General features: G+C 68.5%; 27 protein-coding genes. 15 read left to right on the top strand and 12 right to left on the bottom strand.

Annotation, left to right across the window (positions count from 1 at the left end; genetic code table 11):
- Window positions 1–32 precede the first annotated feature (32 nt).
- The 3 genes from HDA44_RS26880 to HDA44_RS26870 all read left to right on the top strand — a co-directional run bounded on the left by HDA44_RS26880 (window position 33) and on the right by HDA44_RS26870 (window position 2,252).
- Window positions 33–962: a UbiA prenyltransferase family protein gene (locus tag HDA44_RS26880; RefSeq protein WP_337906456.1), complete on the top strand. Its 930-nt coding sequence runs from the start codon at window positions 33–35 to the stop codon at window positions 960–962.
- Between the two features lie 88 nt (window positions 963–1,050).
- Window positions 1,051–1,887: a phytanoyl-CoA dioxygenase family protein gene (locus HDA44_RS26875; RefSeq protein WP_184839050.1), complete on the top strand. Its 837-nt coding sequence runs from the start codon at window positions 1,051–1,053 to the stop codon at window positions 1,885–1,887.
- Window positions 1,888–1,913: 26 nt separating this feature from the next.
- Window positions 1,914–2,252 carry a cupin domain-containing protein gene (locus HDA44_RS26870; RefSeq protein WP_184839048.1) on the top strand — a complete coding sequence of 113 codons (339 nt, stop codon included), beginning with the start codon at window positions 1,914–1,916 and terminating at the stop codon, window positions 2,250–2,252.
- 26 nt (window positions 2,253–2,278) lie between these two features.
- On the opposite strand, the gene HDA44_RS26865 is transcribed toward HDA44_RS26870, so the two are convergent.
- Entirely contained in the window at window positions 2,279–2,863 is a 585-nt protein-coding gene (locus HDA44_RS26865; RefSeq protein WP_184839046.1) for a YdeI/OmpD-associated family protein, read from the bottom strand.
- The gene (locus HDA44_RS26860; protein WP_184839044.1) at window positions 2,863–3,828 is read right to left on the bottom strand and encodes a helix-turn-helix transcriptional regulator; all 966 of its coding nucleotides are present in this window, start codon (window positions 3,826–3,828) and stop codon (window positions 2,863–2,865) included. Before HDA44_RS26860 ends, HDA44_RS26865 begins: the two co-directional genes overlap by 1 nt.
- Before the next feature lie 148 nt (window positions 3,829–3,976).
- Between HDA44_RS26860 and HDA44_RS26855 the strand changes: the two genes are divergently transcribed.
- Entirely contained in the window at window positions 3,977–5,146 is a 1,170-nt protein-coding gene (locus HDA44_RS26855) for a zinc metalloprotease (RefSeq protein ID WP_202887580.1), read from the top strand.
- An 86-nt stretch (window positions 5,147–5,232) separates the two neighbouring features.
- On the opposite strand, the gene HDA44_RS26850 is transcribed toward HDA44_RS26855, so the two are convergent.
- A complete protein-coding gene (locus HDA44_RS26850) occupies window positions 5,233–6,087 on the bottom strand; it encodes an NAD(P)H-binding protein (RefSeq protein ID WP_184839042.1) in 855 nt (284 codons plus the stop codon).
- 91 nt (window positions 6,088–6,178) lie between these two features.
- Here HDA44_RS26850 and HDA44_RS26845 point away from each other — a divergent pair, with 91 nt between their 5' ends.
- Window positions 6,179–7,111: an AraC family transcriptional regulator gene (locus HDA44_RS26845; protein WP_184839040.1), complete on the top strand. Its 933-nt coding sequence runs from the start codon at window positions 6,179–6,181 to the stop codon at window positions 7,109–7,111.
- Window positions 7,112–7,150: 39 nt separating this feature from the next.
- Window positions 7,151–7,687 carry a putative immunity protein gene (locus tag HDA44_RS26840; RefSeq protein WP_184839038.1) on the top strand — a complete coding sequence of 179 codons (537 nt, stop codon included), beginning with the start codon at window positions 7,151–7,153 and terminating at the stop codon, window positions 7,685–7,687.
- On the opposite strand, the gene HDA44_RS26835 is transcribed toward HDA44_RS26840, so the two are convergent.
- The 3 genes from HDA44_RS26835 to HDA44_RS26825 are packed head-to-tail and all read right to left on the bottom strand — an operon-like array spanning window position 7,665 to window position 9,348.
- On the bottom strand, window positions 7,665–8,354 hold the full coding sequence (locus tag HDA44_RS26835; protein ID WP_184839036.1) for a dienelactone hydrolase family protein: 690 nt from the start codon (window positions 8,352–8,354) through the stop codon (window positions 7,665–7,667). The two genes, HDA44_RS26840 and HDA44_RS26835, sit on opposite strands and share 23 nt — an antisense overlap.
- A gap of 10 nt (window positions 8,355–8,364) precedes the next feature.
- Window positions 8,365–8,745 (bottom strand): TIGR03618 family F420-dependent PPOX class oxidoreductase, encoded by a 381-nt coding sequence (locus HDA44_RS26830; RefSeq protein WP_184839034.1) that lies wholly within the window; start codon window positions 8,743–8,745, stop codon window positions 8,365–8,367.
- A 12-nt stretch (window positions 8,746–8,757) separates the two neighbouring features.
- Window positions 8,758–9,348, bottom strand: a complete 591-nt coding sequence (locus HDA44_RS26825) for a dihydrofolate reductase family protein (RefSeq protein ID WP_184839032.1) — start codon at window positions 9,346–9,348, stop codon at window positions 8,758–8,760.
- An 87-nt stretch (window positions 9,349–9,435) separates the two neighbouring features.
- On the opposite strand from HDA44_RS26825, the gene HDA44_RS26820 reads away from it, so the two are divergent.
- Window positions 9,436–9,888: a winged helix-turn-helix transcriptional regulator gene (locus tag HDA44_RS26820; RefSeq protein WP_184839030.1), complete on the top strand. Its 453-nt coding sequence runs from the start codon at window positions 9,436–9,438 to the stop codon at window positions 9,886–9,888.
- Window positions 9,889–9,895: 7 nt separating this feature from the next.
- Here the strand turns inward: HDA44_RS26820 and HDA44_RS26815 are convergent, their stop codons facing one another.
- Window positions 9,896–11,098, bottom strand: a complete 1,203-nt coding sequence (locus tag HDA44_RS26815; protein WP_238352557.1) for an MFS transporter — start codon at window positions 11,096–11,098, stop codon at window positions 9,896–9,898.
- Between the two features lie 92 nt (window positions 11,099–11,190).
- On the opposite strand from HDA44_RS26815, the gene HDA44_RS26810 reads away from it, so the two are divergent.
- The 4 genes from HDA44_RS26810 to HDA44_RS26795 are packed head-to-tail and all read left to right on the top strand — an operon-like array spanning window position 11,191 to window position 13,523.
- Window positions 11,191–12,090 (top strand): LysR substrate-binding domain-containing protein, encoded by a 900-nt coding sequence (locus HDA44_RS26810; RefSeq protein WP_184839026.1) that lies wholly within the window; start codon window positions 11,191–11,193, stop codon window positions 12,088–12,090.
- A gap of 18 nt (window positions 12,091–12,108) precedes the next feature.
- Complete coding sequence (locus HDA44_RS26805) at window positions 12,109–12,543, top strand: phosphatase domain-containing protein (protein ID WP_337906453.1); 435 nt, start codon at window positions 12,109–12,111, stop codon at window positions 12,541–12,543.
- A 21-nt stretch (window positions 12,544–12,564) separates the two neighbouring features.
- Complete coding sequence (locus tag HDA44_RS26800) at window positions 12,565–12,960, top strand: Rid family hydrolase (protein WP_184839024.1); 396 nt, start codon at window positions 12,565–12,567, stop codon at window positions 12,958–12,960.
- Entirely contained in the window at window positions 12,957–13,523 is a 567-nt protein-coding gene (locus HDA44_RS26795; protein WP_184839022.1) for a GrpB family protein, read from the top strand. The genes HDA44_RS26800 and HDA44_RS26795 overlap by 4 nt, the downstream gene beginning before the upstream one ends.
- Here the strand turns inward: HDA44_RS26795 and HDA44_RS26790 are convergent.
- Window positions 13,471–14,754: an FAD-binding oxidoreductase gene (locus HDA44_RS26790; protein WP_184839020.1), complete on the bottom strand. Its 1,284-nt coding sequence runs from the start codon at window positions 14,752–14,754 to the stop codon at window positions 13,471–13,473. The genes HDA44_RS26795 and HDA44_RS26790 overlap by 53 nt on opposite strands.
- Before the next feature lie 57 nt (window positions 14,755–14,811).
- Between HDA44_RS26790 and HDA44_RS26785 the strand changes: the two genes are divergently transcribed.
- Window positions 14,812–15,831 (top strand): helix-turn-helix transcriptional regulator, encoded by a 1,020-nt coding sequence (locus HDA44_RS26785; RefSeq protein ID WP_337906451.1) that lies wholly within the window; start codon window positions 14,812–14,814, stop codon window positions 15,829–15,831.
- Here HDA44_RS26785 and HDA44_RS26780 read toward each other — a convergent pair.
- The gene (locus HDA44_RS26780) at window positions 15,781–16,182 is read right to left on the bottom strand and encodes a hypothetical protein (protein WP_184839016.1); all 402 of its coding nucleotides are present in this window, start codon (window positions 16,180–16,182) and stop codon (window positions 15,781–15,783) included. The genes HDA44_RS26785 and HDA44_RS26780 overlap by 51 nt on opposite strands.
- The gene (locus HDA44_RS26775; RefSeq protein ID WP_184839014.1) at window positions 16,179–16,682 is read right to left on the bottom strand and encodes a DoxX family protein; all 504 of its coding nucleotides are present in this window, start codon (window positions 16,680–16,682) and stop codon (window positions 16,179–16,181) included. Before HDA44_RS26775 ends, HDA44_RS26780 begins: the two co-directional genes overlap by 4 nt.
- An 84-nt stretch (window positions 16,683–16,766) precedes the next feature.
- Between HDA44_RS26775 and HDA44_RS26770 the strand changes: the two genes are divergently transcribed.
- Window positions 16,767–17,399 carry a MerR family transcriptional regulator gene (locus tag HDA44_RS26770; RefSeq protein ID WP_184839012.1) on the top strand — a complete coding sequence of 211 codons (633 nt, stop codon included), beginning with the start codon at window positions 16,767–16,769 and terminating at the stop codon, window positions 17,397–17,399.
- Window position 17,400: 1 nt separating this feature from the next.
- Here HDA44_RS26770 and HDA44_RS26765 read toward each other — a convergent pair whose 3' ends face one another.
- Window positions 17,401–20,532: a replicative DNA helicase gene (locus HDA44_RS26765; RefSeq protein WP_420488545.1), complete on the bottom strand. Its 3,132-nt coding sequence runs from the start codon at window positions 20,530–20,532 to the stop codon at window positions 17,401–17,403.
- A gap of 690 nt (window positions 20,533–21,222) precedes the next feature.
- On the opposite strand from HDA44_RS26765, the gene HDA44_RS26760 reads away from it, so the two are divergent.
- The gene (locus HDA44_RS26760; protein ID WP_337906450.1) at window positions 21,223–22,545 is read left to right on the top strand and encodes an MATE family efflux transporter; all 1,323 of its coding nucleotides are present in this window, start codon (window positions 21,223–21,225) and stop codon (window positions 22,543–22,545) included.
- A gap of 42 nt (window positions 22,546–22,587) precedes the next feature.
- Entirely contained in the window at window positions 22,588–23,358 is a 771-nt protein-coding gene (locus tag HDA44_RS26755) for a hypothetical protein (protein WP_184839010.1), read from the top strand.
- Between the two features lie 38 nt (window positions 23,359–23,396).
- On the opposite strand, the gene HDA44_RS26750 is transcribed toward HDA44_RS26755, so the two are convergent.
- Window positions 23,397–23,768 (bottom strand): DUF2568 domain-containing protein, encoded by a 372-nt coding sequence (locus tag HDA44_RS26750; protein WP_184839008.1) that lies wholly within the window; start codon window positions 23,766–23,768, stop codon window positions 23,397–23,399.
- Window position 23,769: the final 1 nt, after the last annotated feature.

Here is a 23,769-nt window from a genome sequence, read left to right as displayed (position 1 = left end):
CGCGGCCGTCGGTCCGGGAGCACAGTGGGGTTGTGAGCACGGACGTGCAGTTGCGGCGTACACAAGGCACCAAAGCCGGCGGGCGGACGCGGGTCCGCGATGTGATCTCGATCGGGCGGCCCGCGTTCTGGGTCGTCTCGGTTGTGCCTTATTACACAGGGATTCTGCTCGCGACCCGGCAGCTCGTACCGCCGTTCGAGGAATGGCCGCGGCTGATCATCGGCGCGGTCGTGCTCGGGCCGCTGGTCTGGCTGGCGGTGCTCGCGGTCAACGACGCGTACGACCTGCCGAGCGACCGGCTGAACCCACGCAAATCCAAGTCACCGCTGCTCGACGGGCGGATCACGCTGGGTACGGCGAAGCGACTGGCCTTCGCGGCAGCGGTTGCCGCGGTGGGGTTGAGTCTGCAGGTCGGGATCGTGTTCGCGCTCGGGGTGCTGCTGGCGGTGCTGCTCGGGTACGCGTACTCCGTGCCGCCGGTACGGCTGAAGACGCGCGCCGGGTTCGATGTGGCGGTGAACGCGCTTGCTCTTGGGGCGTTCGGGCCGCTGGCAGGCTGGGCCGCGATCAACCCGGACCTCAGCGACTTCCCGTGGCTGATGGGTTTGCAGGGCACGCTCGCCGCGATCGGGCTGTACATCCCGACCACGATCGCGGACCTGGAGGCGGACAGGGCCGCCGGGTACCACACCATCGCGGTCCGGTTCGGAGCGCGGACGACGTACCTGATCGGGTACGCCGCGTGGATCGCCGCCGCCACCCTGTCGGTCGTGCTAGCCGCGACCGCCACCATTATCCCGCGCGAAATGCTGCCGCTGGAGCTGGTGATGGTCCCGGTCCTGATCGCCGCCTACCGGAAACTGATCGGCCCCCACCAGTCCTTCAAGGGCATCATCACCCTCGCCACCCTGTTCCTCTTCCCGTGCGCCACCTTCGCCCTCACGTACACCGGAGTGCTCTGAATCGGGTGTGCGGCTGCACGTGCATCGCCGGCAAAGATTTGATCACTGATCTTTACAGCGATGGAACGTGCGGGAACCCTAAGGTCCCATGGCTGAGCTGGATGCATTCCCCGCCCCGCGGTCGACCCGCCTGGAGCTCGAGACCGACTACACCCTGAGCCGGTCCGCGATCAGGCAGTTCGCCGAGCACGGTTTCGTCAAGCTGAAGAACGTACTCAGCGCCGAGACCATCGCCGCGTACGAGCCGGAGATCACCGGCAAGGTGATCGAGCTCAACACGCAGCCCGAGCCGCTGGCCGAGCGCGACACGTACGGCAAGGCGTTTCTGCAGGTCACGAACCTCTGGCAGGACAGCGAGCGCGTACTCGAGTTCGTCTCGTCGCCTCGCCTGGCCCGGATCGCGGCGCAGCTGCTCGGCGTGCAGTCGGTGCGCCTGTACCACGACCAGGCGCTGTACAAGGAGTCCGGCGGCGGCGTCACCCCATGGCACGCGGACCAGTACTACTGGCCGTTCAGCACCGACCGGTGCGTGACGATCTGGGTGCCGCTGCAGGAAACCCCGATGGAAATGGGCCCGCTGTCGTTCGCGGCGGGCAGCCACACCTTCGAGTACGGGCGGGATCTGCCGATCGGCGACGAGTCCGAGCGAGTCCTGCAAGAGGCGCTGGCCGAACAGAACTTCCCGGAGGTTTCCGAGCCGTACGAGCTCGGCGAGGTCAGCTACCACCTCGGCTGGACCTTCCACCACGCCCCGCCGAACACCACCAGCATCCCGCGCCGGGTGATGACGATCATCTACGTCGACGCCGCGATGACGATCGCCGAGCCGGTGAACGCCAACCAGGTCGCGGACCTGGCCGGATGGATGCCCGGCAACGAACCCGGCGACACCATCTCGTCACCGCTGAACCCGGTCCTCTACTGATTTCTGTACCTATTAGTATGTACGGCGTGTCTACCGAACCGATCAGCCGAGTCGTCGTCCTCGACCAGCAGTTGCCGGAAGTACTTCCGGTGCAGCGCGTCGAGGTCCGGCGCATCACCATCGCCCCGAACACCGCGCTCGGCGCCCACGTACACAACGGACCGGTGTTCGGCAGCATCGTGTCCGGGTCGGCCGTGTACCAGCAGAATCCCGGTGCCGAGGCGCAGGTGCTCCGCGTCGGCGATGTGTTCTACGAGCCCGCGGCTGAGCGCATCTCCCGCTTCGACACCGCCGACGAGGGCGTCACCTTCATCGCGTACTTCCCACTCACCGCCGGCCAGGACGCGACCCTGGACATGCTCTAGCGTCCCGCGCCCGGCGGTTCAGACGACTACAGCGTGCGCTTCTGCGGGTAGACGGTCTCGCCGCGGCTCAGCTGATCGACGAACTGCGCGATCCGCCTGGCCCGGGTCTCCGGCTTCTTCGCGCCGTTCACCCGGTACACGACCGCGAACCGGTTCGCACTGGTCAGGATCTCGAACATCGCCTGCGCCTTCGGTTCCGCGGCAAGCGCCGCCGCCAGGTCGTCCGGCACCTCCTGCTTGCTCGGCGCCGCGTACGCCCGCTCCCAGCGCCCGTCCGCTTTCGCCCGCTCCACCTCGGCCCGGCCGGCCGCATGCATCCGCCCGTCCGTTTCCAGCTGCGCGACCTTGCCGACGTTCCGCTGTGACCAGGTGCTCCGTGCCCGCCGTGGGGTGAACCGCTGCACGGACGTCTGCTCGTCGCGACTGCGCTTCTGCCCGTCGATCCATCCGTAACACAGCGCCTCGTCGAGCGCGTCCGCGTACGTCAGGCTGGTCGGCGTGCTGAAACCCTTCCGCGCCAGCACCAGCCAAACCCCCTCCGGCTGATCCCCATGATGCTCATCAAGCCACTCCCGCCAAGCCGCCGCATCCACGACGATCAGTTCCGACATCACGCTGAACCCTCCCGGTAGCGAGCCGCGAGCTGCGCCGCGGCGTCCTTCAACTCCTGCGGACCGACGAACTCCAGGTCACACTCGAACATTCCGAACATCGCGGCCAGCGCGGTCCACGACCACGCGTTCAGTACCAGCCGGCAACTCGTCGGCGTCAACTCCTCGACCACCGCACCGTGGCCGGCCCACTGCGCGATGTCCGACGCCTTCCGCTGCAGGATCGCCTCACCACGGCACGGTTGCTGGTCCTGGCCGCGGAACCGGTTCGCGATGAAGGTCGCCACATCCGCGGCCGGCAACTCACGCGGTACGAACCTCGGGCCGGTGGGTGTCTTCGGCGTCATCCGGTCCACCCGGTACGTACGCCAATCGTTGCGATCCAGATCCCAGCCGACCAGGTACCACCGGCCGCCCCACGTGACCAGGTGATGCGGTTCGGTCCGGCGCGGCGGCGGCCACTCCCCCTCCGGCGTACCCGGCGCGGCGTAGTCGAAGCGCAGCACCTCCTGCGCGCGGACCGCCATCCCGATCGCGATCAGCTGATCGGAGTCGACCGTCGTACGCCGATGCGCGTACCGGTCGACCGTGGTCACCTGCAACGCGTCGACCCGCTGACGCAGCCGGACCGGCATCACCTGACGGACCGTGGCGAGCGCGCGCAACGCGCCTTCCTCGATCCCGGTGACCGATGTGGTCGCGGTTTGCAGCGCGACCGCGACCGCGATCGCCTGGTCGTCGTCGAACAGCAGCGGCGGCAGGTCGGCGCCCGCGTCCAGGCGGTACCCGCCGTCGGGACCTTTGGTCGCCCGGACCGGATAGCCGAGCTCACGCAGCCGGTCCACGTCACGGCGAACCGTGCGTGGGCTGACTTCGAGCCGTTCGGCGAGCAGCAATCCAGGCCAGTCGCGGCGCGCCTGCAGCAACGACAGCAGCGCAAGCAGTCGAGCGGACGTTTCGGACATGACAGTGAGCTTGCCACGGGTAGAGGCCGGAATCTGTCCTCTACTCAGCTTTGGCCCAAATGAGCCATGGCCCGACTGGGCCGCTCAGGGCAGATGATTTCACCTACGGTAGCGCTCAGATCACCCACCGCCCCCTTAGGAGATCTGGATGAGGCCCCGCCCCGCCGTACTCACCGCCCTGACCTCGCTCGCCGCCGCTGCCCTGGCCGCGTCGAGCGCCGTCGCGGCAGCCCCCTCCGCGACCGGCCCCGCGACCACCACCGTCACGGCCGCGGCTGTCCTGGCCACGGACACCGATGGCGACTCGCTCCCCGACAGCTGGGAAACCAATGGGTACGACGCCAACGGTGACGGTGTCATCGACGTCGACCTGCCGGCCATGGGCGCGAACCCGAAGAAGAAGGACCTGTTCGTCGAGATGGACTACATGTCCGGCCGGCTCGCCAGTACTGCGGCCCTGGACCGGATCGTCCAGGTCTTCGCGACCGCGCCGGTGAGCAACCCGGACGGCAGCACCGGTGTGAACATCCACCTCGACGCCGGCGCCGCCCGCGGTACGAAGTACAACCTCGGCGGCGGCAACGAGGTCACGTACGACGCGGACCTGAACCCGTCGGCGGCCCAGACGAACGCGATCAAGGCGGCCAACTTCGCGACGGCGCGTAAGGCCGTCTTCCACTACATGCTCTGGGGCGACAGCTACGACGGCGGCTGCAGCAGCGGCCAGGCCTTCAACATCCCGAACGACACGTTCATCGTCACGGTCGGCCCGAAGTGCTGGACCGCGACCGACGACATCAACGTCGGCACCTTCGTGCACGAACTCGGCCACAACATCGGCCTGCGGCACGGCGGTCCCGACGACCTGAACCGCAAACCGAACTACCTGAGCGTGATGAACTACTCGTTCCAGCTCGACGGCGTACTCAAGGCCGACGGCAGCAAGTACTGGGGGTACTCCAGCGTCCAGCCCACGTCGATCTACGAGGGCCGGCCGGACGAGACCGTCGGCCTGGGCAGCCTCGGCGCCGGGTACAAGACGACCTGGAAGTGCCCGGACGGTACGACCCGGACCACTCCCGGCGCGGCGAACCTGCCGATCGACTGGAACTGTGATGGTGACACCAACGACACCACCACCCCGGCCGACATCAACGGCGACAAGACGACGTCGACCCTGATCGCGCAGAACAACTGGGCGAACATCGTCTTCGGCGGCGGCGCGGTCGGTGGCGGTTCCGATCGCCGCGCCAAGGTGCCGGCCTCGGAGCTGAAGGAACTCACCGCCACCGAGTGGGCCGAGATGCAGCAGCGCTGACCCGGCGGACCGCCGGCACTGTCCAACTTCCCGGAGCCCAGCCGGCTGAGCGTGCGGCTGGGCGCGGGACGGTGTGTCTGCGGTACTTAGACAGTGCCGGCGGTCCGGTCCCAGACTCCGGTCTTCGCGGTTTCGCGGGCCCAGTCGGTGAAGTCGCGGGCCGGGCGGCCGAGGACCTGCTCCACGCCGTCCGACACGTACTCCGAGCGGTGGTTGCGGATCACCGCGAACAAGTCGCGGACCGCTTCGGCGTCCTCCCGGATCAGTCCCTGTTCGAGCAGTTCGGCGACATGCGCCTCCGGGTCCAGGTCGACGTACGAGATCGTACGGCCGGTGGCCGCGGACAGTTCGGCAGCGATCTCGGTCATCGTCAGCGTGCGCGGACCGGACAGCGGAAGCACGCGACCCACGTACGCGGGGTCGAGCAGCGCCGTGGTCATCACGTCGCCGACGTCGTTGGTGTCGATCCACGCCTCGGCGCCCGTGCCTGTGGACAACCGGATCTCGTCGGCGAGCACGTGGTACTGCAGGAAGTCCTCGCTGAAGTTCTGCGCGAACCAGGCCGGTTGCACGATCGTCCAGTCCAGACCGCTTGCCTGCACCACACTCTCCAGTTCCAGCTGACCGTCGTACACGGCGAAGTCGCGGCCCGGGCTGCCGACGCCCCGGCCGGACAGCAGGACCAACCGGCGGAGGCCGCGTGCCTGCGCGATGAACTTGCCGGCCTGGGTCAGCCCGGTCGGGCCGACCGGCGGCGCGAGGTACGCGGTGTCCACGCCGGCCAGCGTGTCCGCCCAGGTGCTCTCGTCGTACCAGTCGAACCGCCGCTCGCTCGACCGGGACGCCAGCCGGTACGGGACGCCCCGCTGGTCCAGCTGCGCCGCCACCCGGCGACCGGTCTTGCCCTTGCCACTGAGAATCAGAATCGGTGTCGTTGTCATGACCCCAGTCCATCCCGGATCGGTGAGACAAACCATGGTCGCACGGCGCAATTCGATGTCTGTGACGCTCACCATCCCGTACGCTCGACCCATGGACGTACTCGACGAGCTGCTGGCCGGCACCCGTGCCCAGGACGGGGTGTTCAACCTGACCATCCTGGATCTGCCCTGGTCGCTGGAGATCCGGGACGAGGCACCGCTGGCGCTGGCGACCCTGGTCCGCGGTTCGGGCTGGATCACCCGGGAGGGCATCGAGCCGCTCCGGCTCGAGCAGGGCGACGTCGCGATCTTCACCGGCCCGGAGCCGTACGTCGTGGCTGACACCGCAGACACGCCCCCGCAGCTACGCATCCATCCCGGCGGCATCTGCGAACCGTTGCCTGGGGCACCGATCGACTACTCGGCCCGGCTCGGCGTCCGCACCTACGGCAGTCGCAAGCAGGGCGAGGTGATGGTTGCCAGCGGCACCTACCAGCTGGCCAGCGACGTCAGCCGCCGGTTGGTGAAGGCACTCCCGCCGGTGCTCGTCGTCCCCGCCGGTGAGGTCGCGGGCGCGGTGATGGAGATGATCACCAGCGAGATCCAGCGGGACGCGCCCGGGCAGCAGAGCGTGCTGGACCGGTGGTTGGATCTGGCGCTGATCACCACGCTGCGAGCCTGGTTCGCCCGACCGGATTCGCACGCGCCCGGTTGGTACCAGGCGCAGACCGACCCGGTCGCCGGGACCGCATTGCGGCTGCTGCACGAGGACCCGGCGTACCCGTGGAACGTCACCGACCTTGCCGAGCGCGTCGGGGTCTCGCGCGCTTCGCTGGCGCGACGGTTCACCACGCTGGTCGGGGAGGCGCCGATGAGTTACCTGACCGGTTGGCGGATCACGCTCGCCGCCGATCAGCTCCGATCGACCAAGGACACCGTCGAGGCGATCGCCCGGCGAGTCGGGTACGCGAACGCGTTCGCGTTGAGCGTTGCGTTCAAGCGGGTTCGCGGTACGACGCCTACCGCGCACCGCCGGGCGGCGTGAAAGCTTAAACAACGGTGTTCAACGATACGATTGAGGCTCATGAGTCACCCGACGATCCCCTTGAGTCTTGATGAACTGCGCGAGCTGAGCCTGTGGACAGCCGATTGCGCCGAGCAGGCACTTCCCGTCTTCGAGGCGGTGGCTCCGGACGACCGGCGGCCTCGGGACGCGATCGAGGCCGTCCGCGAGTTCGGTGCCGGGGGCAACAGAACCAAGGCGATCCGGACCGGTGCCTTCGGAGCCTTGAAGGCGGCCGGGGAGATGGTCGATCCGGCGGCCGAGGCAGCCGCTCGGGCGGCGGTTGGAGCGGCGGGTTCGGCGTACTTGCATCCGTTCGCGGCGGCTACACAGGTGAAGCACATCGTCGCGGCAGCGCAGTACGCGGCGTACGCGCTGGAACTTGTTTCAGGGGAACAGGCGGACGGCGATGCGGTGATTCGGTGGGCGATCGAGCGAGTGCCGGTAACCGTGCGGGAGGTGTTGGCGCGCTACCCGGACGGTTCGGCGGGTCGTGGCCGGCTCGGTGAACTGCACCGCCGGCTGGAGTCAGCGCTCAGGCAACCGTCGACTTCATGAACGCCAACGCCTGCGGCCACGCCAGCCGGTACGCGTCCGCGTTCACGTCCTTGCCGTGCCGCGACTTGTCCGAGAAACCATGGTCCGCGCCCGGGAAGTACTGCGTGAAGGTCGCGCCGACGGTCCGCGCCTGCAGCACGGTCTGCAGCGTCTCGAAGTCAGCGTTCGGTACGGCGGCGTCCGCGCCCGGGTAACTCACCAGCACCGGCGCCGTGATCCCGGCCGCCTCGGCGATCGCGTCGTACGTGTGATGCGCCGGCAGTTGCGAAGGCACGGTCGGATGGAACGCGACCACGTTCGACACCCGCTGATCCCGCGCCGCCAGCAGGAACGCGAACCGCCCACCGAGGCACCACCCGATCACGCCGACCTTCGAACATCCCAGCTCGTCGACCAGATAGTCCAGCAACTCCTGCTGCTCGGCCAGCGCGGTGTCGTCATCCATCTCCCGCAACATCCCACTGAGCTCTTCGCGAGTCGCGTTGTCAGCACTCCGCCCCTTGAACGGATCCCAAACCAGCGCGGTGATCCCCTCCCCGGCCAACTCATCCGCCCACTCGCGCACCTGCTCACCAATCCCGGTGATCATCGGCAGCAACAACATCCCCGCCCGCCCAACCCGCGCCAAGTACGCATCCTGCTGCCCAACCGTCACCGTCACACCCATACGCGAAATCCTAGACTCCGACGGTTTGGTGTTCGGGTTCGATGACGCCGATGATTCGGGCCTGGTCGCGGCCGTATGGCTGGCCGATGTACTTCATCGCGATCTGGTCGACGAGGGCCCAGCCTTCGTCGCCGTCGATCCAGTTGGTGACGCGGCCGCGGATGATGACCGGCTCGTACGGGTTGTCGACCGGGGCGAGGGAGAGGGCGACGCGGGGGTCGCGGCGGAGGTTGCGGGCCTTCTGGGAGGTCGGGCCGGTGAGGAAGATGATCTTGTCGTCGAGCGTGCCGACCCAGAGCGGGATCGAGTGCGGTGATCCGTCGGGCAGGACGCTGGCGAGGTGGGCGATCGAGGCGCTCTCGACGGCGCGGCGTACGGCGGGGTTGAGCATGGTCGTACTCCTTCAGCGTGCGATCTCGTAGTGGAGGTGGGTGACGCCCGGGGCGGGGACTGCCTCGAGCAGGTTCAGGCGGATGTGGTTGGGGAGTTCCTGGAAGAACGGTCGGCCGGCGCCGAGCAGGATCGGGACCTGGTGCAGTACGAGCTCGTCGACGAGACCGGCTCGCAGCGCGGCGGTGACGGCGCCGCCGCCCATCAGGCCGACGTCCTTGCCGTCCGCTAGTTTGCGCGCCGCGGCGACCGCGTCCTCGATGGAGTTGGCAAGTGTCTGCTGCTCGCTGATCTCGGCGACCGGGCCGTGACTCAGTACGACCAGCTTGGCGTTCGGGTGCGGGCCGCCACCACCGAAGTGGCCGGAGTCGTCGTACGTCTTGTGGCCGGCGATGACCGCGCCGACCCGGCCGGCCAGTGCGTCGAAGACCCGGGCGCTCGGCGCGCTCAGCTTGAACCCGTCGAACTCCTGGCTCGGGGTGTCGCCGTCGAAGTACCAGTCGAACAGCATCGTCGCGTCTCCGAGGCCGCGATCCGGGCCCGAGTCACGGCCGGTGATGTACCCGTCGACCGAGACCGCCAGTGCGCAAATCACCTTGCTCATCCGTCATCACCTTCCGCTTTGAGTTCCTCGAAGAGACCGTAACATGCTGGAGTTCCCTCAGGGAACCCCAATTGCTAGACTGGTCGCATGCAGCGAACGGATTTCAGTGCGATGGCGTGCTCGATCGCGCGCACCCTGGACGTCATCGGCGAGGCCTGGTCGCCACTCATCCTGCGCGACATCTGGGTCGGCTTCTCCCGCTTCGAGCAGCTCCAGGCCGACCTCGGCATCTCCCGCAAGGTACTGACCGAGCGACTCAACCATCTCGTCGACCGCGGCATCATCGAACGCCGCGCGTACGACAACCGGCCGCGCTACGAGTACGTACTCACCGACCAGGGCCTGGAACTGGTCGACGTACTGATGGTGATGGTTGCCTGGGGCGACAAATGGCTAGCCGGAACAGCCGGCCCACCTGTCCTGTACCAGCACCACACCTGCGGCGAGATCACCCACGCCACCCTGACCTGCGCCACCTGCGGCAAACCCATCCACGGCGACAACATCAACCTCCTCCCGGGCCCCGGCGCCGCCGCCTAGCCGGCGGTCACTTGTGGGCGGCGAGCATGCGGAGGACTGCGGTGTTCACCAGGATGAGGATGAGGATGGAGAAGATCAGCAGGGCTACTTCGGCGGGGAGTAGGGCGATGCCCAGGCCGATGAGTAGGACGGGGATTGCCAGGCCCGCGTAGGCGATCAGGAACAGGGCGGCGAGGACCTCGCCGCGAGAGGACGGGTCTGCGAGGGACGCGGCGGTGGCTACGGCGCCGCGGAAGACCAGGCCTACGCCGGCGCCGGCGACCACGCCGCCGATGACGAAGAAGTACAGGTTCGGGATCAGGCCGCCGACCGCTACGGCGACCAGGCCGATCGACATCGCGATCAGGCCCAGGCGCAGCTGCGCGGGGCGGGACAGGCGGACGAAGACGACTTGGCTGGTGGCGCCCGCGATGAAGACCGCGAACGTGACCACGCCGGCGAGCAGCCGGGACGTGTGGTGCAGTACGCCGGCCAGGAACGTCGGCGCCAGCGAGGTGAACAGGCCGAAGATCGCGAACGCCGCGAAGGCGCCGATCGCCGACGCGAAGAACAGCGGACGCACCGACGACGGCACGGCGACACGCTGCGGACGGTACGCGGGCCGCTCCTCCAACCGCTCGACTGTCTCCGGAACCATCGCGATCCCCAGCGCGCTGATCAACAGCAACACCAAGAAGACCTCGTACGGGCGCTGTAGCGGCGCGTCGACGTACGTCGCCAGCAACCCACCGACCAGCGGACCGAACGCGAGCCCGCCCAGGTTCACCATGCTCGCGATCAACGCCGACCGCGCCGGATCCTCATCGGGACGCGCGATCTTCCGCAGCTCCGACAAGTGCGCCGTCGCGGTCGCGGTCAGCACACCGACCCCGACACCGCAGATGAATCGCGCCAGCAGCAGGCCCGGAACCGCCGGCCAGACCAGGAAGATCACCGCCGACAGGGCCTCCGCGAGTACGGCGAGCAACGCGACCCGCCGCCGTCCGAGCCAGTCGCTGACATGCCCGGCCAGGTACAGCGAGGCCATCACCCCGACCGCGTAACTCGCGAAGATCACCGTGATCACGTACGTCGGGAAACCGTCGCGCAGCTGGTAGATCGCGTACAGCGGAGTCGGGATCGTGGAGAAGGCCATCGTGGTGAGGAAGGCCGCCGCGATCACCCAGAACCCGGGGGCATGAGCGAGCCGGACGGCCCGCGTGGACGTCATGGTGGACATGATTCCAGCGTGCCGCGCGCGATCTATCGAGTCCAACGAAAGTTCTCGGATGCTCTTATCGCCAAATTCGATAAATTGAGTCTGTGGACAGCCGACAACTCGAGTACTTCGTCGCGGTCGCCGAGGAACTGAGCTTCACCCGCGCCGCGCGGCGGATGTTCACCGTGCAGTCCACGGTGTCGGCCGCCGTACGCTCCCTGGAGACCGACCTGAAGACGACCCTCTTCGACCGCTCGACCCGGCGAGTGGTGCTGTCGGCCGCCGGGCAGGCCCTGCTCCCCGAGGCGAAGGCCGCGCTGGAGGCGATGGACCGGGCCCGCGCCGCGGTCGAGGAGGCCTCGTCGGGCCTCCGCGGAAACGTCCGGATCGGTACGCTCGCGCGGCTCAGCCTCGTCGATCTGGCCGACCTGCTTGGTGCGTTCCACCGGAAGTACCCGCTCGTCGAGGTACAGGTCGCGACCTCGCCGACTGGCTCGAGCGGCCTCGCGGACGACCTCCGGCACGGCCGGCTCGACGTCGCGCTGCTCGGTCTGGCGCGACCGGAGTTGAGCGGTCTCGACGTCCGCGACATCGCGACCGTGCCGTTCGTCGCGCTCGTTCCGGCGGCGCATCGGCTGGCCGGCCGGGGCGGCGTCCGCCTCGAGGACCTCGCGGACGAACGGTTCGTCGACATGCCGCCCGGGTTCGGGAACCGGAAGCAGGTCGACCGGGCGTTCGACGCGATCGGACGGCCGCGCCGGATTCAGGTCGAGATCCCGGAACTGATCACGGTCCCCGAGTACGTACGGGCCGGCCTTGGCGTGGCCGTGCTTCCCGACGTGCAACTGGACGCCGAGCCGGGCGTCGCCAAGCTGCGGATCACCGGCACCGAGCTGGTCTGGACGCTGTCGGTGGTGACCGCCGAGCGCCGGCCGAGCAGAGCCGTGACCGCCTTGCTCGACCTGATCGGCGACTCGATCCGCACCGAAAGGCTGTACTTCTAGGCAGGTAGTTTGGGGCGCGTGGGTCATTGGGAGAAGGACGCGCCAGGAGTGATGGAGTTGCCGTCGGGCCGGCTGGTGCGCGGGCGTGGATTGCGGCGCGGTCCGGCGGCGGAGCCGTTCCCGACGTACGGCGTCTATCTGCTCGGCAGCGAGCCACCGGACGTGCCGTGGGAGACGCACTGGCTGAAGTGGCCGGATTTCCGGCTGCCGGCGGATCGCGCGCAGGCGCTGACGATCTTCCGCGCAGCACTCGAGCGAACCGGGACCGGCCGGGTAGAGCTCGCCTGCGGCGGCGGTCGGGGGCGTACGGGTACCGCGCTCGCCTGCCTCGCCGTACTTGACGGTGTGCCGTCCGACCAGGCGGTGGACTACGTGCGGAAGCACTACGACAAGCACGCCGTCGAGACGCCCTGGCAGAAGCGGTACGTGGTAAATCTGTTGACCCGGAGCTGAGGGATCGCGTTGGGTCAGAGGGTGACGATCGAGCGGAGCAACCCCGACCGACTGCATCCGACGCCTGGCTACCACCACGTGACCCGCGTCCAGGCCGACACCCTGATCTACCTGGCCGGGCAGTGCCCGCTGCAACCTTCCGGTGACCTGGCCGACGGCGGCCTCACCGGGCAGACCGCCCAGGTGATCTCGAACATCCTGACCGCCCTCGAATCAGCCGGCGCCACCCCCGAGGACGTCGTCCGCACGGTGATCTACGTGGCCAGCTCGAACCAGCCCGAGCTCGCCGACGTCTGGACGCAGCTCAACGACTCCCCACTCGCGCCGGCCTTCACGACCGCGAGCACCCTGCTCGGCGTCGCGCAGCTCGGGTTCCCGGGACAGTTGGTCGAAATCGACGTGACCGCGGCGCTGTGAACTCACCCGCGGAAGTCGTCGAGTACGACCCGCGGTGGCCGCTGTGGTTCACCGAGATCCACACCCGGCTGATGCCGTACCTGACCGGTCTTCCACACCGGGTGGAGCACGTCGGGAGTACGTCGGTGCCTGGTCTCGCGGCCAAGCCGATCATCGACCTCGACGTCGTCGTACCGTCGGCCGAGGTGGTCCCGGCCGCGATCGAGCGGTTGGCCGCCGCCGGTTACCGGCACGAAGGCGATCAGGGCATCCCTGGGCGCGAAGCGTTCGCGTTGCCGCCTGACGCGGTCCATTACCACCATCTGTATGTCGTTGTTGATGGCAACAAAGCGCATCGGGACCACGTACTGCTCCGCGATCACCTGCGGACGAACGCGGCCGATCGGGAGCGGTACGCCGCGCGGAAACGCGAGCTGGCGTACCTGCTCCGCACCGATCGGCCCGCGTACGTCGACGCGAAAGGCGCGTTGGTGGAGGAGCTGATTGCTAGTGCCCTGAGTTGGAAGTGCATTAAAGCTGGTGGTTCGCCCACAGCCGGCGACTCGGGTCGTACCGGCGCCTGAGGTCGGTGAGGCGCTTGTGGTCGCCGGGGTCGTACGCCTCCGCCACCTCGTCGGCGGTCAGGTTACCGACGCTGAAGTTGAGGGAGAGGCCAACGACCTCGGCGCGCCACGGCTCCAGCACCCGTCGGTGCAGTGGGGTTGCATCGGCTTGGCGCGGTGTCAGCACGGTCAGCGAGTACGCGGCGTCGCGGTGACCGATCGCGTTCGGGAGCTCCGGATCGCGCTCGAGCGCGCCGCCGAGGTGCCGGATGCCGATGATGCACATCCCGGCCGCGCCCGGGCCGGCGAGCTTGGGCAGGGTCGCCAGCGCGTCCGGATCGAGGCTGCTGAGCAGTACGTTGCGTGAGCTGTAGCTGTCGGGATGATCCGGCTCGGCGAAGATCGCGCCGGACTCGGCGTACGGCAGCTCGCCGACCGTGTCGATCGCCGGCGTACCGATCGCGCGCAGCGGCTCGATCAGCTCCGCGCCGCGGTCACCGAGAATCGCGAGCTGTACCTGCGCGACGTACTTCCCGCGAACCTGCTCCGGCACCTGCGGGAGGTCCGGGATCGGCAGGATCGCGATCGCGGAGGTGACCTCTTCCGGCACGGTCGCGGTCCACGCCCGCCACGCTTCCGGTACGGATGGGTGCTCGGCCAGGTCGAAGTACAGGCTGCCGCCGTACAACGTGGGTACGTCGAACAGCTCGACCTCGATGCCCGTGACGACGCCGAAGTTCCCACCGCCGCCACGCAGCGCCCAGAACAGGTCCGGGTCGTCCTCGGCGTTCCGGCGTACGCCGTCCGGAGTCACGACCTCGATCCGCCGCACGTGATCCGCCGCGTACCCGTACCGGCGGGCCATCAATCCGAGACCACCACCGAGCGTGTACGAGATCGCGCCGACCGCGGGCGAACTACCCGACAACGGCGCCAGGCCATGCGGCGCGGTCGCGGCGATGACCGCGCGCCAGGTCGCACCGGCCTCGATCCAGGCTGTCTTCCGCTCGGCGTCGACCGTCACGCCGTTGAAGCCACTGGTCGCGATCAGTACGCCGCCGTCGATGCCCGCGGTCAGACCATGGCCGGCCGCTTGGACAGCGAGCTTCAGATCGTGATCGATCGCGTACCGAACCGCCTCCTCGATCTCGGCGGCGCTCGTCACCTGGAAGATCACCTGCGGACGGTGCGGGTCGCGGCGCTGGAAGCCGAGTCGCGCCTCGTCGTACTCAGTGCTTGTCGTTGTCAGCATGTAGCTCACGCTATGAGCCCTTGCGGACAGGTCCTGTCCGCAAGCAACATTGGCTGGGTGAGTGAGCTGCCTGGTCGCCTGTTCCGGTTGCTGTCGTTGCTGCAGAGCCGGCCGGAGTGGTCGGGTCGTGAGCTCGCCGAACGGCTTGGTGTCACCGAGCGGACCGTACGCCGGGACGTCGATCGGCTGCGCGGGCTCGACTACCCGGTCACCGGCACGACCGGGACCGCGGGCGGGTACCGGCTCGGCCCGGGTACCCGGCTGCCGCCGCTGCAGCTGGATGACGACGAAGCGATCGCGGTCGCACTCGGCCTGGTCAGCGCGGCCGGCGGCGGCGTGACCGGGATGGCCGAGAGCTCGATGAGCGCGCTGGCGAAGCTGGAACAGGTGCTGCCCGCGCGACTCCGGCCCCAGCTCGCCGCGGTCGGTTCGGCCGCCGAAGCCGTGCCCCGGCCCGGCGTACCGCAGGTCGATCCGGGCGTACTCGCGGTCCTGGCGCGGTGTTGCCGGAACCACGAGCTCGTTGCCTTCGACTACCACGGGCGGCAGCGCGCGACCACGCGCCGACGAGTCGAACCGCATCAGCTGCTCACGCTCGCCTGGCGGTGGTACCTGCTCGCGTTCGATCCGGAACGAGACGATTGGCGGATCTTCCGGGCCGATCGGATCGATGCGGTGACACCGGTGCTGCATCGGTTCACCCCACGCGTGCTGCCAGCGGCTGACGCGCCGTCGTACCTGGTCGAATCGTTCCTGTCGGCGCAGTACCGGCACAGTGTCCGGCTTGCGGTCGAAGCGCCGGCGTCAGCGGTTACCTCGGCTTTCGAGGGTGTCGTGCGTGGCGTGGTCGAGCCGACTGGGCAGTCGTCGTGCGTGGTGCGGTTCAGCGCGGACACACCCGCGATGCTGCTGACGCAGGTGGCCGCGATCGCGGTGCTCGGGCCGTTCGTCGTGGAGCAGGCGACGGCGGAGACGGCCGCGCTGATCGCCCGGATCGGCGGTCAGCTCGAACACGCCTTTGTTGCCTTAGGCCACGATCAGGCCGATGCCGAGGGTGAGCACGCCGACCGCCAGTGACGCGGCGCCGAGCCAGAGCACCCAGATGAACTGGTTCGGCTGGGTCCGGTCCTTGCCGGCCGACGACGCGAAGAAGCCGCCGGACATCAGGATCGCCGCGATCGGTATCGCCAGCCGCGCGACCCAGAGCAGGAAACCGCCCAGGTTCGTCTGGTCGACGCAGAGCAGGCCGACCAGGCTGAGGATGACCAGCACGCCGGCATGCGCGTGCCCGGCCCGGGCGAAGTTCTTCTGGAAATCGGTCATCGGCACCTGGCCGCGGACGATCTTGGTCATGAAGTAGCCGCCGAACTGGATCGTCACGACGGTGAGCAGGATGACGCCGGCAAGAATCCGGGATGCGTCGCTCATGAGTACACGCTCTCTTCGACTGGTGTGGTGGTGCGGGTGTTCGCCGTCCGCGCTATCCAGAGTGCTACGGCCAGGTAGAGGATCTGCTCCGGGATGCGCTGCCAGAGCGGTGTCGCCGCGCCACCCGCGAACGGCACGTCGGCGACGGCGGCATGGATGTTGGCCGGAAGCAGGGAAACGAAGAGCGCCGCCAACGCGTACCCGGCCGGTCTGCGGGTTGCAGCGCGCAACAGTCCGACGGCACCGAGTAGTTCGAGTACGCCAGTGAGGTAGACGAGCGCACCGGCGTACGGGAGGAAAGGCGGGACCATTCGGACCATGTCGGCGTGGTTCGGCACCACCGTCACGGTGGACGGGACGAAATGCGCGCTCGCGGTGAACAGGAGCATCAGCGCCATCCCGTACGCCGCGCTCCCCGGCCAGGTCGCGAACCGGCGGACGCCGAGTACGCCCAGCCCGCGGAACCCCAGCGTCGCGAGGATCAGCACCAGGGGGATCATCCGTGTCATCTCCTTAATGGATAGCGAAGGTATCCGCTTATGGATACTGATACTATCCATCAGAGACAACAGGAAGGCAAGCGGATGCGAATCGGGGAACTCAGCAAGGCGACGGACGTCCCGGTGCCGACGATCAAGTACTACCTGCGCGAAGGCCTGCTGCCCGCGGGCGAGCTGAGCAGCCCGAACCAGGCGGCGTACGGCGCGGCGCACGTCCGCCGGCTGCGCCTGATCCGCGCGCTGATCGACCTGGCTCAGGTCCCGGTGGCGCAGGTGAAGGAGATCCTCAGGTCACTCGACAACGACACCGAATCCCTGCACGACCAGATCGGCCGCGCGCACCGCGCCCTCACCCCGCCCCGCCGCGTCACCACCACCCCCGAGGCCCGCGCCGCCGCGACCGCCCGCGTCCAGGCCCTGATCCACGACCGCCAGTGGTCGGTCGAACCCGACGCCCCCGCCCTGGCCACCCTGATCGACACGCTCGCCGCAATGGAAACCCTCGGCCAAACCAACCTCGCCGACCACCTCGACGCCTACGCCGACGCCGTCGAAACCTTCACCCAACTAGAAGTCGCATCCGTAACCACCAACCCCACCCGCGACCAACTAGCCGAGTCCGTAATCATCGGCACCATCCTCGGCGAAACCCTGATCGCGTCCCTACGCCTACTATCCCAAGAATCAACCTCAGCCACCCTGTGGAAACCCCGGTGACTCAGCCGTCGTGGGCCATGTCTACGAAGCGGGAGTAGTGGCCCTGGAAGGCGACGACGACGTCGGCCGTCGGGCCGTTACGGTGCTTGGCCACGATGAAGTCAGCTTCCCCCGGCCGCGTCGACTCCCGCTCGTACGCATCCTCCCGATGCAACAGAATCACCATGTCGGCATCCTGCTCGAGCGAATTATGTAGAGCGATTCCATTAGCGACGAAATTGTGCGTTCCCATAACCGTCGCATCGAATACTTCTTGCTCGCCGATGCTCTCAATGGAGACAATCGAATCCCAGAAGACGTCGTTAGTCGCCATCAATTCGAGGTCGGAAACATCCAAGATACTGGCGATATCGGCAAGGCGCTGCCGTGTCGGCGCGCCTGCAAACAGTCGACCCGCGTTCCTCCGGCCGAGCGCGGTCGCCAGTGCCGTCTTCGTCATTGCACGAGCATGCATCGCAGCCTTCACCTGATCCCAGACAGCAATTGGCACCGTATCAAGCTTTGGTGCAGCTTTGATCTGCCGCAGGTGGACCTGCACTTCTCGCACCTTTGCGCCACGCAAGCCGTGAACACCAATCTCATTGCAGAAACGCTGCTGGTTCTGCACGCCATCGATTGTCAAGTGGTAACAATCCCGATAGCCCGATTTCCGAGCCAGATGTATCCGGCTGAAGATGTTGTGGCGGAGGAGGAGGCGAGCGAGGTCGTCGATCAGGCGGCGGCTGGTGCTGGCGTAATAGATGCGGGCCTGACCCACCTTCGCGTCCCAGCGGATCGAGCCGTCGGTTGCCCACAGGTGGCGGATGAAGTGGGCGGTCTGCTCCTTGGGAAGCCCGAAGACGCCATCCGGGACGAACTTCTCGTGGCTGCGCAGGCCGAACAGTCCGAGCTCGTCCAGCCAGGCCGCGATCGGGTTCCGCTTACCGCGGGCCAGCCGGTACGGCGCCGGCAGGCGGAGCGTGGTCACGCGGGCGGCGGCGTACTCGTCGCGGATCGCGGTGATGCCGAAACGCCGCTGCGCCGCCTCGGCGACCGCGGTCAGATTCGCCTCGTCGATGCTCGCGTACCGGATCGGCTGACGCTTGACGAACGAACCGTCCCCCAGCAGATGCGCCAGGATCGTCAACTCGTCCTCGTCCCACGGCTGCGCCTGAAGCGGCGCCGGGACATGCCGAAGCGATCCGAGCCGGGCACCGGGCGCCAGCTCGCCGAGCGGCTTCCACCCGTCGTAGGTAAGGAACGGATGGTTCGCGGTCGCTTTGATCTCCCGGCCGGAGGCGAGCTTCAGCCGGAAAACCTCCTTCACCCCGCTGGGGAAGGCATGCGTGAGCGTACGCGGCACCAGCTTCAACCGGTCGTCGAGCGACCAGACCGGGATGTCGCGAGTGTCCGTCGCCAGCAACTCCCCCAGCGAGATCTCCGCGCCGGTGTCCGCCCGCAGCAACCGGGTGTCCGCGGTCAGGCAGCCGGATTCGCGGAGGTCGGAGGCCATGGGGCGTTTGTCGGAGCGTTGTTCGGAGCCTCGGTTCAGCTGGCAGATGGCTACTACGGGGAGTTCGAGTTCTTTGGCGAGGAGTTTGATGGAGCGGGAGAACTCGGAGACTTCGAGTTGGCGGGACTCCACCTTTTTGCCCGAGGTCATCAGCTGGAGGTAGTCGATGATGATCAGCTTGAGGTCGTGCCGCTGTTTCAGGCGGCGGGCCTTGGCGCGGATCTCCATCATGGTCAGGTTCGGCGAGTCGTCGATGAAGAGGGGGGCCTCGGAGACCTCGCCCATCTTGCGGGCCAGCCGGGCCCAGTCCTCGTCGGTCATCTTGCCGTTGCGCATGTGGTGCAGCGGGACCTTCGCCTCGGCCGAGAGCAGACGCATGGTGATCTCGTTGCGGCTCATCTCCAGCGAGAAGATGCACGAGGTCAGGCCGTGCCGGATCGAGCAGGAGCGGGCGAAGTCCAGGCCGAGGGTGGAGTTGTGGGTCGGGATCATCGTCTTGCCGGCCAGGTACAGGTGATCGGGGTTGTCCACCTCGACGCAGCGCACCGGCACGCTGTCCACCGGGTCGACCCACTCGAGCCGGCGCTCACCCTCACCGGTCAGCGCGGCCGGGAAGCCGTGGCCGGCGATCTGCCGCGGCGCCGAGCCGGGAATCGACGGGGTCAGACCGGGGCTGGCCGACATCGCCGTGTAAAGGTCGGCGGTGGTGCAGATGACCGGGCGGCCACCGTCCTCGACCCGCCACTGGTGCTCGGCGTCGGCGACGATCGCGCTGCCGTCGGAGAACGACAGCCGGAAGCACGGCCGGTCCACCATCACCTCGGTCGCGGCGACCACCGTGGTCGGCAGCCCGTCGGCGTCCAGCAGCTGGTCGCCGACCGCCACCTCGGCCATCGTGGTCCAGCCGGTCGGCGTCGGCAGCGCGGTGTCGAGCGCGAGCGCCTTGCCCATCGCGGGCCGGGCCGCGACGATGATCATCTGGCCGGGGTGCAGCCCGTTGGTCAGCTCGTCCAGGTCGGTGAACCCGGTCGGTACGCCGACCATCGCGTCACCACGGGAGTCGATCGCCTCGATCTCGTCGAGGGTGCCCTCCATGATGTCCTTCAGCGGCGCGTAGTCCTCGGCGGTGCGCTTCTCGGTAACCGAGTAGATCTCCGCCTGCGCCTCGTCGACGACATCGTCGACCTCGCCCTCACCCGCGTACCCGAGCTGGACGATCTTGGTGCCGGCCTCGACCAGGCGGCGCAGGATCGCCTTCTCCCGGACGATGTGGGAGTAGTAGCTGGCGTTTGCCGCGAGCGGGACCGAGGCGACCAGGGTGTGTACGTACGGCGCGCCGCCGATCCGGGCCATGTCGCCGCGCTTGGTCAGCTCGGCGGCGACGGTGATCGCGTCGGCCGGCTCACCCCGCGCGTACAGGTCGGTGATCGCGTCGAAGACGCTCTCGTGCGCCGGCCGGTAGAAGTCGGTGCCGCGCAGGGTCTCGATCACGTCCGCGATCGCGTCCTTGCTGAGCATCATCGCGCCGAGCACGCACTGCTCGGCGGCCAGGTCCTGCGGTGGGGTGCGGTCGAAGCCCATCGCCGGGCCGCGCTCTTCGTGGCCGTCGTCCTGGCCCCCGCGGAACTCCGCCACGCTCACTTCGCCCGACCTCCTCGTTCGCCGCTGCCCCAGACCACCCGCGAGCCGAAACCACCCGCAAGCCCGGTCACTCGCAAGCCGACCACCCGCGAGCCGGGTTCGAACACCTGCTCGAACCATAGTCAGGCCCGCCGACAGTTTCCGGCGCTGACTCCGGCACCAGCCTCGCGACCGTACGCCGGTCCCGTCGCCGCTGGCCACTTGGACGTCCACAGGGGGTGTGTACGAACCGTGGATAACCCCGGACCAGGCTGTGCACAGGTTGGGCACAACCCTGTGGATAACTGGGGACAACAACTAATAACCTGGCCCTGACCTGCGGTTTCTCCAGTTCACAACTGTGGAGAAGAAAAAGTACGAGACGAATTTCCAAGACCCGCCGCCAGCCTGGGCCAGGGCGTCAGGACTTGGGTGTGATCGGCCCGATCGGGATGCAGTTGTCCTCGGCGGTTCGGCGGGTCGGCCTCCACCCGGATCAGCAGGGCCACCGCCTTGGTCCCTCCGGAGTCGTTCTTGCCGGCTGAGGGCGTAGTACTGGGCGCACCAGATGCTGCTGCCGAACTGCCCCCACTCTCGACGGGGGCCGGCTTGTTCTTGACGGCCAGTTCATCAGCGGCACCGCATCGTGGCGGGAGCCACGGCTTGGTCACCGGACCGCCGTTCCCCGGAGCCTCTGGGTAACCTGCCTCGGTGAGACCTCGACGATGGGTGCCGGCGCAGGACCGGGAGATCCTCCGGCTGGCCGTTCCGGCATTCTTCGCCCTGGTCTCGGAACCGTTGATGCTGCTCGCGGACTCCGCGATCGTCGGCCATCTCGGTACGCCGCAGCTGGCCGCGCTCGGCGTCGCCGGCACCATCCTGCAGACCCTCGTCGGCGTCTGTGTCTTCCTCGCCTACGGCACCACCTCCGCGGTCGCCCGCCGGATCGGCGCCGGCGACCACAAGGGCGCACTCGCCCAGGGCATCGACGGGCTGTGGCTGGCGCTGGTCCTCGGCGTCGTACTGGCGCTGCTCGGCGTGCTCCTCGCGCCGCACGCGATCGCCGCGTTCGAACCGTCACCGGACGTCGCGGACTACGCGGTCACGTACCTGCGGATCTCCTGCATCGGCATCCCGTCGATGCTGCTCCTGCTGGCCGCCACCGGCGTACTCCGCGGCCTCCAGGACACCCGGACCCCGATGGTCGTCGCGATCACCGCCAACCTCGCCAACATCGGGCTGAACGTGCTGCTCGTGTACGGCCTCCACCTGAACATCGCCGGCTCCGCCCTAGGCACCGCGCTGGCCCAGACCGGCGCCGGCATCGCGCTCGTCGTGGTCGTGGTCCGCGGCGCCCGCCGGGACGGCGCCAAGCTGCGCCCCGACCGCGCGGGCATCCTCGCGTCGGCGCAGCTGGGCGTACCGCTGATCGTCCGTACGCTGACGCTGCGGGCCGCGATCATCCTGCTCACCTTCGTCGCCACCGCGCTCGGGACCACCTCGGTCGCGGCGCACCAGGTCGCGTTCACGCTCTGGTCGTTCCTGGCGCTGGCGCTGGACGCGATCGCGATCGCCGCGCAGGCGCTCACCGGCCGCGCGCTCGGCGCCGGCGACGTGGCCGGTACGCGGGCCATCACCCGCCGGATGATGTGGTGGGGCCTGTTCTCCGGCCTGATCGGTGGCCTCGCGCTGTGGGGTCTGCGCGATGTGTACGTCCCGTGGTTCACGAGCGATCCGGACGTACGCCGTACGCTCGCCGCCGTACTGATCGTGGCCGCGCTTTGGCAGCCGGTGAACGGTGTCGTCTTCGTCCTGGACGGCGTACTGATCGGCGCGGGCGACGGCCGGTATCTGGCCCTGGCCGGGGTGATCGCCTTGGTGCTGTACGTGCCGCTCGCGCTTCTGGTGCTCTGGTTCGGCGGCGGAATCGTCGCGCTGTGGTGGGCATTCGGCGGGTACATGCTGCTGCGCTTCCTGACCCTGACCACCCGCGAACGGCGCGACAATTGGCTGGTCACAGGCGCTGTCCGCTGACCCTGCGGTACGGCATCTTTAGCCGGTAAGGAAGGGAGCGGCATGCCTGACACCGACGACGACCAGTTCGTTTCGCTCGACCCCGCGCAGCAGGAGCAGGGCGACGACGACACTGAGGCCGCCAGTGAGCGGCGGGCCACTCGTGAGCGGCAGGCCGCGCGGGCGCGGGCCGAAGCCAACCAGCGCCCGGCCGCCGACCGGACCAGACTGGACGCCGAGGAAGAGCAGGAGCGCCTGGACGAGGAGGCCGATGAATCGCGGGAGGACGAGCTCGAGCTGATCGCCGGCGAAGAGGCGGAGCTGGCCGAGCGGCGCCGCCGTGAGGCGCTCATCGACGAGTCCACGCGGGCCCAGGAGATCGCCTTCGCGAACCGCGCCGCCGAGGAGCGGGTCGACAATGAGAAGCTCGGCGCGGCCGGTCAGGCCCGGGAGCGGGTCGACTGGCACCGTGGCCACGACGAGCTCGACCGGGCCGCCGCCGAGCCGGATGCGCCCGGCGCCGACGCGCTCGCCGCGGAGGGCCGTGCCCACATGCGGGCCGGCCGGGACGAGTACTACCGATCCGAGGAGGCGTACGGCCGCGCCGCGCGGGCGGGCGCCGACGAGGCAGACCACCGCGCCGCTGCCGAGGACCAGCGCCGGGAGGTCGACGAGGCCCAGCGGCCTGCCCACGAAGCGGTCCGGAACCTACCGGGCGACGCGCCCGAGGCACAGCTCCCACAGGACCGCAGGCACCTCACGGCCCGCGGCAAACGCAACCAGCAGAAGAACAAGCCACGGAACCCCGCCAGCGAGTGGGACCTGGACCTCTAACAGCGCTCCAGACGGCTGCTGGTGATCCGGCCGGACCGCTATCCCGCCGGCTTCGACGGTGCGGGCTGCAGGTTCTGGGTGTGGATGATCAGCAGGTTCGCCGCGACCACCACGACGAACGCGACGCCGAGCAGCGGGTGCCTCAAGCTCCACAGGGCCGCACCCGCCAGGCCGAAGACCAGGACCTTTACCGTCCAGCGCAGCGCCGGCGTGGTGCGCCGGGCCGTCGGCGCCGCGAACAGTCCCCAGCCGATCGCGGCAACCAGCGGCAGTCCGAGTGCGAGCAGCCAGCGGGTGGCCGTCGTACCCCCGGTCTCCCAGCCCCACCAGGCGAAGACGCCCAGGGCAACCAGCTCGACCAGGAAAGCCAGTAGCAGGTTGCCCCACCGCCACATGATCAGAGGCCGCACA

This window comes from Kribbella solani (genome assembly GCF_014205295.1).
Classification (GTDB): domain Bacteria; phylum Actinomycetota; class Actinomycetes; order Propionibacteriales; family Kribbellaceae; genus Kribbella; species Kribbella solani.
Note: the sequence above shows the minus strand (reverse complement) of the source record. Positions and strands in the feature narration are given on the sequence as shown.